17 protein-coding genes are annotated in these 15893 nt (G+C 67.1%); 10 read left to right on the top strand and 7 right to left on the bottom strand.

What is annotated here, in order from left to right; all coding sequences use genetic code 11:
• Window positions 1–22 precede the first annotated feature (22 nt).
• Window positions 23–622, top strand: a complete 600-nt coding sequence (gene recR, locus ACIQC0_RS05035) for a recombination mediator RecR (RefSeq protein WP_400533056.1) — start codon at window positions 23–25, stop codon at window positions 620–622.
• Here recR and ACIQC0_RS05030 read toward each other — a convergent pair.
• Window positions 615–1358, bottom strand: coding sequence for a hypothetical protein (locus ACIQC0_RS05030; protein ID WP_400533054.1), 744 nt, complete (start codon window positions 1356–1358; stop codon window positions 615–617). The two genes, recR and ACIQC0_RS05030, sit on opposite strands and share 8 nt — an antisense overlap.
• A 607-nt stretch (window positions 1359–1965) precedes the next feature.
• Between ACIQC0_RS05030 and ACIQC0_RS05025 the strand changes: the two genes are divergently transcribed.
• Window positions 1966–3318 carry an aspartate kinase gene (locus tag ACIQC0_RS05025; protein WP_400533052.1) on the top strand — a complete coding sequence of 451 codons (1353 nt, stop codon included), beginning with the start codon at window positions 1966–1968 and terminating at the stop codon, window positions 3316–3318.
• Window positions 3319–3412: 94 nt separating this feature from the next.
• Here the strand turns inward: ACIQC0_RS05025 and ACIQC0_RS05020 are convergent, their stop codons facing one another.
• Both ACIQC0_RS05020 and ACIQC0_RS05015 read right to left on the bottom strand, forming a co-directional pair.
• Window positions 3413–3628 carry a hypothetical protein gene (locus ACIQC0_RS05020; RefSeq protein WP_377216865.1) on the bottom strand — a complete coding sequence of 72 codons (216 nt, stop codon included), beginning with the start codon at window positions 3626–3628 and terminating at the stop codon, window positions 3413–3415.
• 149 nt (window positions 3629–3777) lie between these two features.
• Window positions 3778–4020, bottom strand: coding sequence for a hypothetical protein (locus ACIQC0_RS05015; RefSeq protein WP_400533050.1), 243 nt, complete (start codon window positions 4018–4020; stop codon window positions 3778–3780).
• A gap of 78 nt (window positions 4021–4098) precedes the next feature.
• On the opposite strand from ACIQC0_RS05015, the gene ACIQC0_RS05010 reads away from it, so the two are divergent.
• Genes ACIQC0_RS05010 through ACIQC0_RS05000 form a run of 3 tightly spaced genes read left to right on the top strand, consistent with a single transcriptional unit; the run spans window position 4099 to window position 6072 of the window.
• The gene (locus ACIQC0_RS05010; RefSeq protein ID WP_377216863.1) at window positions 4099–4551 is read left to right on the top strand and encodes a MarR family winged helix-turn-helix transcriptional regulator; all 453 of its coding nucleotides are present in this window, start codon (window positions 4099–4101) and stop codon (window positions 4549–4551) included.
• A gap of 50 nt (window positions 4552–4601) precedes the next feature.
• Complete coding sequence (locus tag ACIQC0_RS05005) at window positions 4602–5177, top strand: SSI family serine proteinase inhibitor (protein WP_400533048.1); 576 nt, start codon at window positions 4602–4604, stop codon at window positions 5175–5177.
• On the top strand, window positions 5164–6072 hold the full coding sequence (locus ACIQC0_RS05000; RefSeq protein WP_400533284.1) for a 3-methyladenine DNA glycosylase: 909 nt from the start codon (window positions 5164–5166) through the stop codon (window positions 6070–6072). Before ACIQC0_RS05005 ends, ACIQC0_RS05000 begins: the two co-directional genes overlap by 14 nt.
• A gap of 99 nt (window positions 6073–6171) precedes the next feature.
• Here ACIQC0_RS05000 and ACIQC0_RS04995 read toward each other — a convergent pair whose 3' ends face one another.
• Together ACIQC0_RS04995 and ACIQC0_RS04990 are read right to left on the bottom strand one after the other, a co-directional pair.
• Window positions 6172–9204 (bottom strand): S8 family serine peptidase, encoded by a 3033-nt coding sequence (locus ACIQC0_RS04995; protein WP_400533282.1) that lies wholly within the window; start codon window positions 9202–9204, stop codon window positions 6172–6174.
• A 283-nt stretch (window positions 9205–9487) separates the two neighbouring features.
• A complete protein-coding gene (locus tag ACIQC0_RS04990; protein WP_377216859.1) occupies window positions 9488–9673 on the bottom strand; it encodes a hypothetical protein in 186 nt (61 codons plus the stop codon).
• A gap of 211 nt (window positions 9674–9884) precedes the next feature.
• On the opposite strand from ACIQC0_RS04990, the gene purS reads away from it, so the two are divergent.
• From purS to purL, 3 genes are read left to right on the top strand one after another with little or no spacing between them, the layout of a single operon-like run.
• Entirely contained in the window at window positions 9885–10136 is a 252-nt protein-coding gene (gene purS, locus ACIQC0_RS04985; protein WP_045730009.1) for a phosphoribosylformylglycinamidine synthase subunit PurS, read from the top strand.
• Between the two features lies 1 nt (window position 10137).
• Window positions 10138–10911, top strand: coding sequence for a phosphoribosylformylglycinamidine synthase subunit PurQ (gene purQ, locus ACIQC0_RS04980; RefSeq protein ID WP_400533046.1), 774 nt, complete (start codon window positions 10138–10140; stop codon window positions 10909–10911).
• Window positions 10908–13217, top strand: a complete 2310-nt coding sequence (purL, locus tag ACIQC0_RS04975) for a phosphoribosylformylglycinamidine synthase subunit PurL (RefSeq protein WP_400533044.1) — start codon at window positions 10908–10910, stop codon at window positions 13215–13217. The genes purQ and purL overlap by 4 nt, the downstream gene beginning before the upstream one ends.
• A gap of 93 nt (window positions 13218–13310) precedes the next feature.
• Here purL and ACIQC0_RS04970 read toward each other — a convergent pair whose 3' ends face one another.
• Complete coding sequence (locus ACIQC0_RS04970) at window positions 13311–13604, bottom strand: DUF503 domain-containing protein (protein WP_400533042.1); 294 nt, start codon at window positions 13602–13604, stop codon at window positions 13311–13313.
• Between the two features lie 13 nt (window positions 13605–13617).
• A complete protein-coding gene (locus ACIQC0_RS04965) occupies window positions 13618–14652 on the bottom strand; it encodes an isopenicillin N synthase family dioxygenase (protein ID WP_400533040.1) in 1035 nt (344 codons plus the stop codon).
• A gap of 75 nt (window positions 14653–14727) precedes the next feature.
• On the opposite strand from ACIQC0_RS04965, the gene ACIQC0_RS04960 reads away from it, so the two are divergent.
• Both ACIQC0_RS04960 and ACIQC0_RS04955 read left to right on the top strand, forming a co-directional pair.
• The gene (locus ACIQC0_RS04960) at window positions 14728–15252 is read left to right on the top strand and encodes a DUF1990 family protein (protein WP_400533038.1); all 525 of its coding nucleotides are present in this window, start codon (window positions 14728–14730) and stop codon (window positions 15250–15252) included.
• A 14-nt stretch (window positions 15253–15266) separates the two neighbouring features.
• Window positions 15267–15890, top strand: coding sequence for a hypothetical protein (locus tag ACIQC0_RS04955; protein WP_400533036.1), 624 nt, complete (start codon window positions 15267–15269; stop codon window positions 15888–15890).
• The last annotated feature ends 3 nt before the right edge of the window (window positions 15891–15893 follow it).

The raw sequence follows: 15893 nt of genomic DNA, 5'->3' as shown, positions 1-15893 counted from the left end.
ACACCAAGCTAAAGAGGAAATTGTGTACGAAGGTGCTGTCCAGGAGCTGATCGACGAGCTCGGACGCCTTCCCGGCGTGGGCCCGAAATCCGCCCAGCGGCTGGCGTTCCACATCCTCGAAGCGGATCCGCAGGACATGAAGCGGCTGGTCGATGCGATCACCACTGTTAAGGACCGCGTGAAATTCTGCACGGTTTGCGGCAACGTCACGGAGCAAGAACTCTGCAACATCTGCCGCGACCCGCGGCGCGACCCGGCAGTGATCTGCGTGGTGGAGGAGTCCAAGGACGTGCTCGCGGTGGAGCGTACGCGCAGCTTCCGCGGCCGCTACCACGTGCTGGGCGGCGCAATCAATCCCATTGCGGGCGTAGGACCGGAACAGCTGCGCATCCGGGAACTGCTGACAAGACTGAACGACGGCGCCATCCAGGAAGTCATCATCGCCACGGACCCGAACCTTGAGGGCGAAGCGACGGCAACCTACCTGGCCCGCATGCTCAAGACGATTGGCATCACCGTCACACGCCTCGCCTCAGGCCTGCCCGTGGGCGGTGACCTTGAATACGCCGACGAGGTCACCCTCGGCCGGGCCTTCGAAGGCCGCCGCAACGCCCTCAGCTAGCAGCACCATCAGGCGGTGCGGGTTCCGCGCGCCTTCCGGAGAGGGCGTGCGCCCAGCCGATCAGCCCGGCTGCAATGCCTGCCTGCAGAAGGAGTCCGACGGCGGCCACCGGCATTCCGAGGGCGTCCCCGCTCCGGGGTTCGCCGTTGACACAGGGAACCGCGGTCCCGTCCGCCGCCTCCTGCAGCGTTCCGGAAAGCCAGCCAAGGAGACCTTCATTGCCGTAGGACTGTCCGGCCAGCATCACAAACAGCACACTCGGGCTGGCTGCCGGCAGCCACATGATGCGGTCCGTATGGTAGACCTCCCTGAGGCCGGCGGCAACGCTCGAGCACTGGTAGGAGACGGAGATCCCGTCCGGTGCATGCTTCACGTTGAGTGCCACCGTCACCGGCTCATCACTGCGCGTCGCCGGGGCCAGTGCCGCCGCTGCAGCCACGGTGCCCGCGACGAGGAACAGCGCAAGCGCCCATCCGACGATACGCTTCAGGACGGGGGTCCGTCCGATTGCCGCAACGGCAGCACCCATACCGCCAAAGACGAAGCCCTCCCCGGCCGCGACGAACGCTGAGACCGCGGCCACAGCACCCGGCTGGCGGGCAGCGCCGGCCTCCACCAGCAGGGTCACCAGGATGAGCAGGGCGAGGACCAGCCCCTGCAGCCCTGCCGTCACGGCTGCGCCAAGAATGCGTACGCCCGCGCGGCCGCCAGGCATGGGGAGTCGGTAGGCGGACATCCCCCAGTGCGTAGCAGCAACGGCTGCAGCCCCTGGCAGGAGTGAACACGCGAGCAGATACGTAAGCACAGGCGGCGCCAGCCACGCGGTGGCGTCCCCGCCCTGTCCTGCCAATATCACCAGGCCGGCCGCACCTGCCCACGTGGCACAAAGCATCCCCAGGGCCGTCGCCCAAAACCGGAAGCTGCCCAGGCTTCCCACCCAGCGGGCTCTCCCCCAAGCACCGCCACCCGGACGATGGGAGCGCGCCGGTGCTCGCCGCCGTCGTACTCCTTCACCGGCCCGGATATGGGCTCGATCCCGGCACCAATCGGCTCAAAGTAGTCCTCCCAGACGGGATCCTGGGATGGCTTCTGGTTGCTGGCCACGGGCCGCCCGCCTTTCCACGCACAGGCCCCAGCCCCGCCTTGCCTCCATGGTGGTCCCGCTACCCGCGGCTGTCCAGACGTGATGCGGATCAGCATCCCCGACGATCCCGAGGCCGGGATTCGGTCACAATTCAGCGCCCGGCAGTGGGCGGCGATAAACTGTCCGGAGAAGTCCCGCCGCCTTAGGCGTCAGGCTGCCCGGCCGCCAGAACCCCCAATGACCCAGTGAAGGTACGCGCATGAGTACGCCCACTACCGAAGTGCACAACGCAACGCAGGAGCTGCCCGCGGGCCGTGCGGTGATTAAACAGCTCATCGTGCAGAAGTTCGGCGGTTCCTCTGTGGCCGACGCGGACGGCATCAAACGCGTTGCCGCACGCGTGGTGGCCGCCCAGCGTTCCGGCAACGAGGTGGTGGTGGTGGTTTCCGCCATGGGCGACACCACCGACGAACTCCTGGACCTTGCCGCGCAGGTCACCGATTCGGCGCCCGCCCGCGAAATGGACATGCTGCTCTCGGCCGGGGAACGCATCTCCATGGCGCTGCTGGCCATGGCCATTAACAAGCTCGGCGCCTCTGCGCAATCCTTCACCGGATCGCAGGCAGGCATGATCACCGACGGCATCCACGGCAAGGCGCGGATTATCGACGTCGACCCGCACCGGATCCGCACTGCCCTGGACAAGGGCAATATCGCCATTGTGGCTGGCTTCCAGGGCATGAGCCGCTCCACGAACGAAATCACCACGCTGGGCCGCGGCGGCTCGGACACCACGGCGGTTGCGCTGGCCGCGGCGCTTGAGGCGGACGTCTGCGAGATCTACACGGACGTTGACGGCATCTACACCGCAGACCCGCGCGTGGTTCCTTCCGCGCAGAAGGTCTCAAAGATCTCCAGTGAGGAGATGCTGGAGCTCGCCGCGTCCGGCGCCAAGATCCTGCACCTGCGGTGCGTCGAGTACGCCCGCCGTTTCGGGGTCCCGCTGCACGTCCGGTCCTCATTCAGCCACCACGAAGGCACCTGGGTCATCCCCAGCGCCGAAGACAAGATCACCACACAAGAGGGAGTCGCCTTGGAACAGCCCATCATCTCCGGCGTTGCACATGACCGTTCCGAAGCCAAGGTCACCGTGGTGGGCGTCCCGGACATTCCCGGCAAGGCCGCCGCGATCTTCCAAGTCATCGCGGATGCGCACTCGAACATCGACATGATCGTGCAGAACGTCTCCACGCACGGGACCGGCCGGACGGACATCTCGTTCACGCTGCCCATCGTGGAAGGCGCTGACGCCCTGGCTGCCCTGCATGCGGCGCAGGACCAGATCGGCTTCGAGAGCATCGAATACAACGAGAAAATCGGCAAGCTCTCCCTGGTGGGCGCCGGCATGCGCTCGCACCCCGGTGTTTCCGCCACGTTCTTCAAGGCCCTGTCCGATGCCGGCATCAACATCAACATGATCTCCACCTCCGAGATCCGCATCTCCGTGGTGACGCACGCCGACCTGCTGGACGAGGCCGTCCGCGTGATCCACAACGCGTTCGAGCTCGACGGCGAAGCGGAAGCCACGGTGTACGGCGGCACGGGCCGGTAGCCAGGTTTGCATCTGCCCGGTTCTTCAGCCGAACCGCGCGGCCACAGCAAAGGCGCCCGGGATTCCCCGGGCGCCTTTTGCATGCCTACGGCTCCTAGGCCAGTTTCTCGAGGTCTTCGCGGCGCACCGCGTAATGGTGGCCGGAGGAATCGCTTTCCACGATGAAGTGCGAGAGGTCCTCTTCCGAAGCCTGTTCAAATTCGTCGTGTTTGTGCACCACCGGCGTATCGGCGTCCAGCCGGGTGGCAGGTCCGAACAGGAAGCGGAGCCTGTCCGTAAGGCTCATGAAGCCGCTGAGTACATGTGCCACTGTTTCCACCTCCTTCCCGTGCATCGGGGAAAGTGCGGCCGCCTCCGCAGGCGGCCAGTGAGCCCATTTTACGCCCGGGGCCCGGGAAAGGACCCGGCCCGGGCGGAACTCGGCGCATTCCGAAACCGGCGCGCCATGACGCGATGGGATCAGCGCAGCGACTTGTCCCCCGGGTTCTTCGGGACCACGTAGGTGCTGCCGTCGGGCCGGGTCACGGTTTCCCACTGCTGGGTTTCGGCCTGGCGCTGTTCCAGCAGCCGGCGGTTTTCTTCGGTCATGTCGTGGCCCAGCGCGGAACTGTTGGCCGGGCCAAAAACCGCCCGGAGCCTGCCCGTGGCCCGCATGAACCGCTGCGCCGCGTTTTCCTTGCCAGCCGAGCCCGCCCTGCCCATGAACCGTTCCTTCCATCCATGCCTTTTCCTGCTTGGAGTGTACGCTAATTGTTAGTGCACTAACAATCGGAGGGACCCATGACTGCCACGTCCAGCGAAACCCGGGAGGACGACCTCCTCCTGGAACACCAGCTCTGCTTCGCGCTTACCGTCGCGGCACGCAGCGTGGTGGGCGCGTACAAGCCGGTGCTCGAACGACTCAACCTCACCCATCCGCAATACCTGGTCATGCTGAGCCTGTGGGAGGAAAGCCCCCGGACGGTCCGCAACATCAGCCAGGCCCTAGCCCAGGAACCTGCCACCATCTCCCCGCTGCTGCGGCGCCTCGAGGCGGCCGGCTACCTCACTCGGCGCCGGGTCGAGGGAAATGAGCGGGCACTCGCCGTCGAACTCACCCCGGCAGGTGCCGCCCTGCGCCAGGAGGCCCTGAAAGTTCCGGGAACCATGATGGAGCGGCTGGGCCTGACGCGCAGCCAGGTCGCCGAACTGCATGCGTCCATGATGGCCCTGATCGCCGCCACCACTGAGTAGAACCCTCCTGCGGGGGCTAGAATCGAAGGAATGAAGGAGGCCTCGGCGTGATGCGTACTCTACGGCTGCACCTGGCGTTCGCGGCACTGGCAGTGCTGCTCCTGACGTCCTGCACCGGCTCTCCCGGTGACGGTTCCGCATCCCCCTCCGCGCCGCCGTCGGGTGCTTCCTCCTCCCCCGGCACCACATCCCCGCCCCCCACAGGGCCCGCCCCCGACGCTGAAAGTACCGTCCCGGCCCCGTCGCCTGAGACTCCTTCCGCACTCCCGTCCGGCCCGGGCAAGGGCAACGCCGAACTGGCCATTTCCGTGGTCCCGGACGAGGGCCAGCCGGCCGTGAACTACACCCTGGTCTGCCAGGACGGGGAACCCGCGGCCGAAAGCCAGCACCCCTCCGCGGCCGCCGCCTGCGCCGCCCTCAAAGCCAACGCCGCCCTGCTCGCACCGCCAGCCAAGAGCCCCGACCGCGCCTGCACTCAGCAGTATGGAGGGCCGCAGAAAGCAACGGTCTCCGGCGTGGTGGACGGCGTCCCGGTGGAAACGTCCTTCAGCCGCACGGACGGCTGTGAAATCTCAGCCTGGGACGCCGCCAAAGCTGTCCTGGGCCCTGCCGGTGGAGCAGTTTAGCGTCCTGGCGGCGAACGAGTGGCGGGCCCTGGAAGGTGCCCACCACCGGCGCGTCAGCCGCTACGCAGACCCCTATCTTGCCCGCCGCGCCGCCGGCCGCAAGCATCCGGTTGAGGATTTCCTCTTCACCTACTACACGCAGAAGCCCGGCCAGCTGCGCCGCTGGCACCCCGGCGCCGGCGCCGTCCTGGCCGGGCCGGAGGCCGCGGACCGCCTGGGGTGGAAACACTACAGGGCGCTCGACGACGGCGAACTCACCTCCCTGGGCCTGCCTTCGGGTAGCACCGCGGTCACCTTTGACCAGGCCGCGTTCCTGGCCGACCGCAAGGATGCGGTGGATTTCGCGGGAATCATCCTGCGCGGCACGGCTGCACGTCCGGCACAGTTCGGCTGCTTTGGCCTGCACGAATGGGCGATGGTCTACCGCCAGGACCGGTTCGACCGGCGGCACGAGTACCTGCAGCTGCGTCTCGGCTCCTCCGGCACGGACCGGGTCGTGGAGGAGAACCGGATCCGGTGCACGCACTTCGACGCGTTCCGTTTCTACACGCCGGATGCCCTGCCGCTGAACGAACTGCAGCCCACCCGGGAACTGCAGCGGACCATGGAGCAGCCGGGCTGCCTGCATGCCAACATGGACCTCTACAAGTGGGCGTACAAGCTGTTGCCTGCGCTGCCCAGCGGGCTGGTCATGGACTGCTTCGAGTTGTCCTGGCGGATCCGCGCCATGGACATGCAGGCGTCCCCTTACGATCTGGAAGCCTGGGGCTACCCGCCGATCGCCATCGAAACGGCGCAGGGCAAGGCCGCCTATGTGGAGCACCAAAGGTCGTTCGCCGCAGAGGCCGCCGGCCTCCGCGAACGCCTGGCCAATGCGCTGGACGCTGTCCGCTGAAATGCGCGGCCACTGGCCGGACAGACTGGAGGGGCGGACAGACAGGATCCCCGGGCAGCGTGGCCGCCCGGGGATCCTGGTTCCCACTGTTATCCGGCGTCAGTCCGCAGGGATGGCCTGTGCCGGTGCCAGCTCGGGAGCCCCGGCGGGAGCGGCCGTTCCGCCGCCCACCCGGACATTGACCCAGGTCTTGATCCCGTTCTCGCCCAGGTTCAGGCGGGACAGGTAGGACCCTTCGGACAGGCCCGACCAGTTCAGCGTGGCCGAGGTGGCCGACCCATTCGGAGCCACGATGGGGTTCGGATCGACCACGAGGTTTCCGGCGTCACCATTGAAGGTCACGGCCTGAACTGCTGCGTTCGCCGCACCGCCGTCCGGCGTGGAGTACAGGTTGACCACCACGTAGTACGTTCCGGCGCGGGGCGACTCCAGGTCCAGGAATTCGCTGGCCGCGGCGGTGGCACGCTGGACAGGGGTCAGCCCGCCGGAGCCGTTGGGGACGTAAACCACCAGATCCCAGTCCACATCCTCGGACTCTGCCTGCACACCCATCCGGGCAAACGTGGTGCCTTCCGGCACTGTGACCCGCAGCAGCGCGTTGTGGGCATCGTTCGTCGGCGCGTACGGTCCGGGAGTCTTGCTGATCGCGGTCTGATTCAGCGGAGCGAGTCCCTCAACGGCCACACCAATGGGGCTGTCCGAACCGGAGACCAGCGGCATGGTTCCGCTGCCGGTCCCGGCATCCGAGGTGAAGGAGAAGGACGGGGCGATCTGTGCATCAACCGGACGGACCGCGATGGGCGAGCTGACGGTCCGCGGCCCCTTCCAGGTCACGGCTCCGGTGGCGAACTTGCCCATGGGGGCGCTGGTGTTGCGGATGGTTAGGGTGACCTCGCGCGTCTGGCCGGCCTTGGAGAAGTTCAACACCTTCGGTTCAACATCGATACTGACGCCCGGGACGCTGGCCTCGGCGCGGTAAAGCCCCGGGACAAGCGCCGTCAGTTGACGCTTGACCTGTACTTCTCCCACCAGGCTGCCGAGGGCAATGGAGGGCAGGTTCAGGTCACGTGCTGCGATGGTGCCTGCCTGCGGTGCACCCGTTGCCACGCCCTGGCCGTTGAGGTAGGCCAGCCAGTCCTTGACACCTGAGTTATACACCAGGCCGGGGTCCGTGAACCGGCTGGCATCGATATGCCCGGCACCGCCCTGGAACGGGTCCCTGTTGGCTGAGCCGTCAGCGTTCACCAGCGGGTACGCAGTGGTCATCATGGCCGACTTGACCATGGCGGGGGTCCACTTGGGCTGCTTGGCCAGGGCCAGGGCCCCGAAGCCAGCGATGTGCGGTGCCGCCATGGACGTACCGGACATGAAGCCGAACTGCTCGCCGGCGTTGCCGATGGTGGAGACGCCGGCCAGGACGTTGACACCCGGTGCGGCGATATCGGGTTTCAGCAGGTCTCCGCCTGCGGCGAGGGTGGGTCCGCGCGAGGAGAACCCGGCGATCTGCGGGGCAGGTGCCGGAGCCTCTCCGGTCAGATCGCCCTTGAGCAGGCTCACCGTCAGGGCCGGATCGGCCTGGAGCTTGGACTTCAGTTCCACACTCTTGGGCGCATTCACGTGGACGGTGGGGACCACGTGGTTGTCTGCGTCCTCAGAGCTGCTGGTGAGATTCAGCAGGACCATGCCCACGCCGCCCTTGTCGAGGACTTCCTGGCTCTTTTCTGTCCGGGCCACCACTCCACGGTCGCAGACCACTACCTTGCCGGCCACCTTGCCGGCGTCCAGGGATCCGGCTACGCAAAGGTTGGCGTCCGCCGCGCCGGCGGCTGCGGCGTCGGCTGCGATCACCACGGATGCGTTGGCCACTTCGGTCTTCATGATGGACGCGCCCCGGTACAGCGATCCGTCGGACACCTTCACGGTGCCCAGCAGGTCACTGGGGAACGTAGATGCTGCTACGGAGGCGAGCCACGGCGATGCATGGTTCACCGTAGAGGCAGTGGGGCCCGAGTTCCCGGCCGAGGCCGAGACGAAGACACCCGCGGAGGCGGCATTCAGGAAGGAGAGCGCCACGGGATCGGTGGTGCTGTTGTTGTTCCCGGAGATGGAGTAATTCAGGACATCCACGCCGTCCTTGATGGCTGCTTCGATGGCTTCCACCGAGGCGGAACTGTAGCAGCCGCCGGTGTTGGGGTTGGTGTCCTCCCAGCAAACCTTGTACACGGAGACCTTGGCCGCCGGTGCAACGCCGGAGCTCTTGCCGAAGTCCGCGCCATCAATGACCTGCTGGACATTGGCGTTGCCGGCCGCGGTACTGGCAGTGTGCGTGCCGTGGCTGCCCACGTCCACCGGGGAGATGAGCTCCTCGGGAGCCCGGTTCGCTTCCGGCACGTATTGCAGGAACGTGTCCGCGAAGTAGCGGGCGCCGATCACCTTGGAGTTGCACTCAGAACCGTCGAACTCCGCGCCGGTGCCCTGGCCCGGCTGGCATTCGCCTTCGAACGTGGTGCCGTCCGTCTTGAGCATGGCGATCCGGCCCTCGCCGGTCAGGTAGGGAACGCCCACCTGCGGGGCGCCTTCCAGCGGTTTGACTGGCTCACCCTGGAGGAAGGGGTTGTCCGGCGCGTAGCCGGTATCGATGACGCCGACCACTGCGCCCTTGCCTGCGTTCGCTTCGCCGCCGAACTGCGTGGCCCAGACCCCCTGGGGGCCGGTGAGCTTGAGGAAGTCGGTGGTTGTGTAGTCCGGAGCGTTCTCAACGTCCTTTTCCACGGCCAGCACACGGCTGTCTTTGGCGAGCGCTGCTGCCTGCGCGGCGGTCAGTTCGGCGCTGAACCCGTTGAGCGCGGCGGTGAACTGCTTCTGCAGCGTCACACCCTGGTCTGCCGCCACGGCCTGCTGTTGTCGGCGCAGGTGCGCGTCGTACGCCTTGTAGTTGGCGCTTCGGGCGTCCAGTTTTCGGCCTTCCCGGGGCTTCGTTGCGTCCAACCCTGCCGTCTGTCCCTCGTAAGCCGCGGCTGCGGCACCCGTCAGGACAACGATGTAGCGTCCGTCCTCGTACTGGGGTGTTCCCTGGGCGGATGCCACGGCTTCTCCCTCGGATCTGTCCGGTGCCGCGCTGGCGGGCAACATGGACAGCGACGAGAGGAGAAGCGGTACCCCAACGGCCAGCGTGGCCGCCTTCCGGAGTCCCCCGCCCCGGACGGGGCTCTTTCTAGGTGATTTCACATGCGACCCTTTCACGATGTACCCGGCCCAGCCACGAGCGGGGGCCGGAAAATCGACCGGCATACATCAGGCATTACAGATTTTGTAATCCCATGCGACCGGTCGATTCACACAGTACATAGTGAGAGCCAAATATGACATAGAGCACACTTTGAAATTTGTTGCTTGTCACATCCTGCTCCGACGGCTACTCCCGCGGCGTGCGAACCACCTCACTGATCCACTGCCGGGTCTTCTCGTCAACAGGTCCGGCGGTGCGGTTGTTGCGGGCCAGCCTGTCCGCCTTGATCTTCTGCAGGACCATCCGGCCCAACCCGGCGAACACTGCCGCGGCAACCACGGGCAACAGCACAGATTTGGAGTTCTCAGCCATCCGGTAATCCTAGTGAGCCGCCCGCTACTACTCCAGAGCATCCGGGGGCAGCCCGAATACAGAGAGCGCGCCGCGGCCGGTAGAATAATGGAGCAAGCTCGCGGAGCGCCCGTCCACACTGTTCACCCTGAAGGTCCCCGACAGTCGGTACGGCGTAAGACGGCACCACTCCGCTGCGCCCTTACCCAAGCTCACGCACAGGAGTTACCGGATGCCCCGGATCGTTGTTGACGTCATGCCCAAGCCCGAAATTCTGGACCCGCAGGGGAAGGCGATCGTCGGGGCCCTCCCCCGGCTGGGCTTCACCAGCTTCAGCTCTGTCCGTCAGGGCAAGCGCTTTGAACTGACCGTTGACGGCGAGGTGACCGAGGAAATCCTGGCACAGGCCCGCAATGCCGCCGAGACGCTCCTCTCCAACCCCGTGATCGAGGACGTCGTCAACGTCGAGGTCGTCGAGGCCTGACATGACTGAACTTCCCCTGATCGGCGAGGCCGTCGCCGTCGCGGCGGAACCCCGCCTCGCCGGTGCCCGGATCGGCGTCGTCACCTTCCCCGGCACCCTTGACGACCGCGACGCCGCCCGCGCCGTCCGCCTGGCGGGCGGCACCGCCGTCGAACTCTGGCACGGCGACTCCCAGCTTGGCGACGTGGACGCCGTCATCATCCCGGGCGGCTTCTCCTACGGCGACTACCTGCGCGCCGGCGCCATCGCCCGCTTCGCACCGCTGATGTCGAAGATCATCGACGCCGCCAACAGCGACGCCAAGCTGCCGGTGCTGGGCATCTGCAATGGTTTCCAGATCCTCACCGAGTCGCACCTGCTGCCCGGTTCGATGATCAAGAACGACCACCTGAAGTTCCTGTGCCGCGACCAGGTGCTGCGCGTTGAAAACAGCAACACGGCGTGGACTGTGGACTACCAGGCGGGCCAGGAGATCACCATTCCGCTGAAGAACCAGGACGGCCAGTACATCGCGGACGAGAAGACCCTGGACGCCCTTGAGGCCGAGGGCCGCGTGGTGTTCCGCTACGTAGGCTTCAACCCGAACGGCTCGCGCCGCGACATTGCCGGCATCTCCAACGCCTCCGGCAACGTGGTGGGCCTCATGCCGCACCCCGAGCACGCCGTGGAGCCCGGCTTCGGCCCCGAGTCCCTTGATGGCATCGGCGGGTCCGACACCGACGGGCTCGGATTCTTCACCTCCGTACTGACCAAGATTGTGGGAGGCGACAAGTGACCACGGAAACCACCAAGAAGTTCAACATCGACACCGTCGAGCACGCCGCGAAGACTCCGGACACCGAACTGCCCTGGGCCGAGCTGGGCCTGAAGCGGAACGAGTTCGACGAGATCGTCAAGGTCCTGGGCCGCCGCCCCACCGGCGCGGAACTGGCCATGTACTCGGTCATGTGGAGCGAGCACTGCTCCTACAAGTCCTCCAAGAACCACCTGCGCCAGTTCGGCCAGAAGGTCACCGAGGAAATGAAGAAGGACATGCTGGTGGGCATCGGCGAAAACGCCGGCGTCACCAACCTGGGGGACGGCTGGGCCGTGACCTTCAAGATCGAATCGCACAACTCGCCGTCGTTCGTTGAGCCTTACCAGGGCGCCGCGACCGGCATCGGCGGCATTGTCCGCGACATCATCTCCATGGGCGCCCGCCCGGTGGCCGTCATGGACCCCCTGCGCTTCGGCGCGATCGACCACCCGGACACGGCGCGCGTCATGCACGGTGCCGTGGCCGGCATCGGCGGCTACGGCAACTCTCTGGGCCTGCCGAACATCGGCGGCGAAATGGTGTTCGACTCCGTCTACCAGGGCAACCCGCTGGTCAACGCCCTCGCCGTTGGCGTCATGCGCCACGAGGACATCCGCCTGGCCAACGCCTCCGGCAAGGGCAACAAGGTGGTCCTGTTCGGTGCGCGCACCGGCGGCGACGGCATCGGCGGCGCCTCCGTGCTGGCCTCCGAGTCCTTCGACGACACCAAGCCGTCCAAGCGCCCCGCCGTCCAGGTGGGCGACCCCTTCGCCGAGAAGGTCCTGATCGAATGCTGCCTGGAGCTGTTCAAGGGATCCTTGGTGGAAGGCATCCAGGACCTCGGCGCCGCCGGCATCTCCTGCGCCACCTCCGAGCTTGCCTCCAACGGCGACGGCGGCATGCAGGTTGAGCTGACCTCAGTCCTGCTGCGCGACCCCACGCTGACTCCGGGCGAGATCCTGATGTCCGAGTCGCAGGAACGCATGATGGCCGTGGTCACCCCCGAGAACGTGGAAGCGTTCGAGGCCGTGATGGACAAGTGGGCCGTGGAGTACTCCTGGCTCGGCGAAGTCACGGACACCGGCCGCCTGATCATCACCTGGGAAGGCGACGTGATCGTCGACGTCGATCCCCGCACGGTGGCGCACGACGGACCGGTCTATGACCGTCCGTACGCCCGCCCGGTGTGGCAGGACGCCGTCCAGGCGGACACCTTCACCGGTTCCGTGCAGGACGCCGGCCGCCCGGAAAGCCCGGCCTCGCTGGCTGCCGCCGTGACTGAGCTCGTGGCATCGCCGAACATGTGCTCCAAGTCCTGGATCACCAACCAGTACGACCGGTACGTGGGTGGCAACACCGCCATGGCGTTCCCGGACGACGCCGGCGTGGTGCGCGTGGACGAGGAAACGGGCCTGGGCGTGGCGCTGGCCACCGACGCCAACGGACGCTACACCTACCTGGACCCGTACCACGGCGCACAGCTGGCGCTGGCTGAGGCCTACCGCAACGTTGCCACCTCCGGCGCGGTGCCCATGGCCGTCAGCGATTGCCTGAACTTCGGCTCCCCCGAGGACCCGGACGTCATGTGGCAGCTGGCCGAGGCCATCCGCGGCCTGTCCGACGCCTGCATGGTGCTGGGCATCCCGGTCACCGGCGGCAACGTCTCGCTGTACAACCAGACGGGCACCACCCCCATCCACCCCTCCCCCGTGGTGGCAGTCCTGGGCAAGCTCGACGACGTTGCCCGCCGTACGCCGTCGGGCTGGCGTGAGGATGGCCAGGCCATCTACCTGCTCGGCACCACCGCTGCAGAGCTCGACGGTTCCGAGTGGGCGAACATGCGCGGGCACCTGGGCGGACAGCCGCCGAAGGTTGACCTGGAGGCCGAACGAGCCTTGGGCGAGATCCTGATCAACGCTTCCCGCGATGGCATGATCGACTCTGCGCACGACCTTTCCGAGGGCGGCCTTGCAGCTGCCCTGGTGGAGTCCTCGCTGCGTTACGGCGTGGGCGCCCGGATCGCGCTGCAGGACGTTATGGACCGCGACGGCGTCGACCTGTTCACCGCACTGTTCTCCGAGTCCCAGGCGCGCGCCGTCGTGGGCGTGCCGCGCTCGGAGGAGGTCCGCTTCACGGACATGTGCACCGCCCGCGGCTTCGCCCACACCCGCATCGGCGTGGTGGATGCGGCCAGCGGCAAGCTGGAGATCAACGGCGTGGAGGGCCTGTCCCTGGACGCCCTCCGCGAGGCCCACGAAGGGACCCTGCCGAAGTACTTCGGCTAACCCTCCATCAGGAATCCGCGGCGGTTCCGGACAAGCGCACCCCTGACCCGGGGCGCGGATGTCCGGAACCGGCGCGGATTTTCCGTTAAGCCATTAGTCCTCGCTGTGGAGTTCGCGCTGGCGGGCGTTCAGGAGTTCAATTTCGGGGCGGGCGGCAACGAAGCGTTCGACGGCGGCCAGCACCTCGGCGAGGTGCGCACGGTCTCCAGCCACCAAACCAACGCCCAGCCGGGCCCTGCGGTACTGCTCCTGGCCGCCCACCTCGGCCACGGAAACCTCAAACCGGCGCTTCATCTCTGCCAGCAAGGGGCGCACCACGGACCGCTTCTCCTTCAGGCTGTGCACATCGCCGAGGAGAATGTCGAACTCGATCCAGCCGATCCACATGTTCCGCGGCCCTTTACCGTCCCGGCAGCACCAGGTCCGGGTAGTGCCGCTCTGTCACGTCCGGGTGCGCGCGCATCCTGCCCTTGAGCATGTTCATGCCAAAGGAGGACAGCAGCGGGTTTGCGGGATCGTCCGTGATGCCCCGGGCCGCGGCCTTAAGCTCCGGATCCAGCGGCACGGGATCGATCACCGCATCGAGCCGCGGCGACCAAAAGAACGGCACAGAATAGCGGTCCACCCCCGGCGGCGGAGCCTGCACCCGGTGGATGGTGGCGGCCAGGTAGCCCTCGGTGGCTACCTCCAGCATTTCGCCGAGGTTCACCACCAAGGCGCCCTCGATGGGTTCCACCGGAGCCCATTCAGTGGCGCCGGGGGGCAGCACCTCCAGGCCTCCGACGTCGTCCTGCAGCAGCAGGGTCACGAAGCCGTAGTCCGCGTGCGAGCCCACGCCCTGGTCGCCGGCGGCCTCCACCACGCCTCCCACGTAGTGCACCAGCTTGCCCATCCAGGCCGGGGTGCCCTGGAACGGCTCGTCGAAGTAGTCCTCCGGCAGACGCAACGTGACCGCGATGGCCCGCATCAGTTCCATGCCCACGGAAGACATCAGCTCCGCCCACTCCATGGCGGCGGGCTTGAGTTCGGGGAAGAACTCGTCCGGCCAGAGGTTGGGGCCCTGGAGCAGCCAGAAGGGCTGGTCCGCGGGGTAGCCCGGAACGGGTGCGCGCTCCGGCGAATAGTCAATCTGTTCCCGTGCGTCCGCCCGGCCCTGGGTGACTTCCGTGCCCATTCGGGTGTAGCCGCGGAAGTGGGGCGAGAGCCTGTTGTCAAGCTTCATCCGCTGCTCCAGGGGCAGCGCGAAGAAACGGCGGATCACCTCCAGGAGGTGTTCGGCCTGTCCGGGCGCGGCGCCGTAGCCCGTCACTTGGAAGAATCCCACGTTGTGCGTGGCGTAGCGAAGTTGCTCGATGAAATCTGGATTGAAGGACCCGTCGGCCCGGCGTGCTGTACTAAGGTCCAGGACAGGTATGGTCCCCTGATCGTGTGGCATCTTGGCAGACTAGCATCGAGCAGGGTGCCTTTGTAGGCTCGCAGGATGAGGCAGCCCGGAAGGAAGACCAGGCACATGCAGCTCAACTATCCGGGCATCGGTTTCACCGAAGACGGACGCGTGCCGGAGGGATACCCGTGCGTGGTCCGCGAGGCGTACCTGGGCGAGGGCAGGGACGTCTACCTCCGCGTCGTCCGCGGCATCCTGGGCTGGGAACTCCAACGGCGCGCGGGACTGCGGGTCCGTGCTGATGCGGCCGTCGCCACCCCCGGAGCGCGCGTGGTGAGCGGCTTCGGCGTCGGCCCTTTTCGCCTGGACGCGCCGTGCGAGGTGGTGTGGGTGCACCACCCGGCCGCGTCAGAAGGGGCCCAGTCGGCGGGCTTCGGATACGGGACCCTGCCCGGGCACCCGGCCCGGGGCGAGGAGGCATTCGAGGTGGCGATCGACGCCGCCGGGACGGTAGTCCTGAAGATCACCGCGTTCAGCAGACCGGCCAACTGGTTCTACGCTGCGGGCACGCTGGCCACCCGCGCGGCGCAGCGCTACGTGACCTCCCGGTACATTGAAGGGGCACGCACACTCGCCGCAGGTGAAAGCTGATCAGGAGAAGGTACATGCTGGACCAGGAGACCCTTGACCGGTTGTGGAACTACGCGGACCCCGGGCTCTCCGGGCAGCGGTTCCAGGACGCCATGGCAGGCACAGAGTACGACGCTGACGAGAAAGCAGAGCTCGCCACGCAGCTTGGGCGGGCCCTGGGGATGCAGGGCCGGTTCGAGGAAGCGGACGCCCTGCTGGACACCATCGACGGCGAGGAACCCACCGTCGCGGTCCGCGTCCTGCTGGAGCGCGGCCGGCTGCTGCACGCAGGCGGCCATTCTGCCATGGCGGCTCCGCTCTTCGAGCAGGCGGCAGAACTGGGCGACCACCTCGGTGAGGAACTGCTAGCCGTCGACGCCCTGGCCATGCTGGCGGCCGCAGACTCCGCCCATGCCGAACCGTGGGCCCGCAGCGCCATCGAATACGCCGCCACCGCACACGACCCCCGCGCCCGCCGCTGGCTGCCCGCACTCCACAGCGCGCTGGGTGGCACCCTGCGGGAGGCAGGCCGCTATCCCGAGGCGATCGTGGAGTTCCAGCTGGCCGAGCAATGGGCCGAGCGCGCCGGAACTCCCGATCAGCAGCAAGGGGCACGGGACGCCATCAGGTCCTGCGAACGCGCCCTCGCCGTCGACTGACCC

Origin of the sequence: Pseudarthrobacter sp. NPDC092419 (assembly GCF_044755045.1) — a bacterium.
In the GTDB taxonomy this organism is placed as follows: Bacteria; Actinomycetota; Actinomycetes; order Actinomycetales; family Micrococcaceae; genus Arthrobacter.
Note: the sequence above shows the minus strand (reverse complement) of the source record. Positions and strands in the feature narration are given on the sequence as shown.

What these genes read in the sequence shown, in the direction of transcription:
- purQ (WP_400533046.1), top strand. Translation starts at nt 10,138, where the DNA reads ATGACTGAACTTCCCCTGATCGGCGAGGCCGTCGCCGTCGCGGCGGAA.
- ACIQC0_RS04995 (WP_400533282.1), bottom strand. Translation starts at nt 9,204, where the DNA reads ATGTTGCCCGCCAGCGCGGCACCGGACAGATCCGAGGGAGAAGCCGTG.
- ACIQC0_RS05030 (WP_400533054.1), bottom strand. Translation starts at nt 1,358, where the DNA reads ATGTCCGCCTACCGACTCCCCATGCCTGGCGGCCGCGCGGGCGTACGC.
- ACIQC0_RS05010 (WP_377216863.1), top strand. Translation starts at nt 4,099, where the DNA reads ATGACTGCCACGTCCAGCGAAACCCGGGAGGACGACCTCCTCCTGGAA.
- ACIQC0_RS05025 (WP_400533052.1), top strand. Translation starts at nt 1,966, where the DNA reads ATGAGTACGCCCACTACCGAAGTGCACAACGCAACGCAGGAGCTGCCC.
- ACIQC0_RS05005 (WP_400533048.1), top strand. Translation starts at nt 4,602, where the DNA reads ATGCGTACTCTACGGCTGCACCTGGCGTTCGCGGCACTGGCAGTGCTG.
- ACIQC0_RS05015 (WP_400533050.1), bottom strand. Translation starts at nt 4,020, where the DNA reads ATGGGCAGGGCGGGCTCGGCTGGCAAGGAAAACGCGGCGCAGCGGTTC.
- ACIQC0_RS04955 (WP_400533036.1), top strand. Translation starts at nt 15,267, where the DNA reads ATGCTGGACCAGGAGACCCTTGACCGGTTGTGGAACTACGCGGACCCC.
- purS (WP_045730009.1), top strand. Translation starts at nt 9,885, where the DNA reads ATGCCCCGGATCGTTGTTGACGTCATGCCCAAGCCCGAAATTCTGGAC.
- ACIQC0_RS04960 (WP_400533038.1), top strand. Translation starts at nt 14,728, where the DNA reads ATGCAGCTCAACTATCCGGGCATCGGTTTCACCGAAGACGGACGCGTG.
- ACIQC0_RS04965 (WP_400533040.1), bottom strand. Translation starts at nt 14,652, where the DNA reads ATGCCACACGATCAGGGGACCATACCTGTCCTGGACCTTAGTACAGCA.
- ACIQC0_RS04990 (WP_377216859.1), bottom strand. Translation starts at nt 9,673, where the DNA reads ATGGCTGAGAACTCCAAATCTGTGCTGTTGCCCGTGGTTGCCGCGGCA.
- ACIQC0_RS04970 (WP_400533042.1), bottom strand. Translation starts at nt 13,604, where the DNA reads ATGTGGATCGGCTGGATCGAGTTCGACATTCTCCTCGGCGATGTGCAC.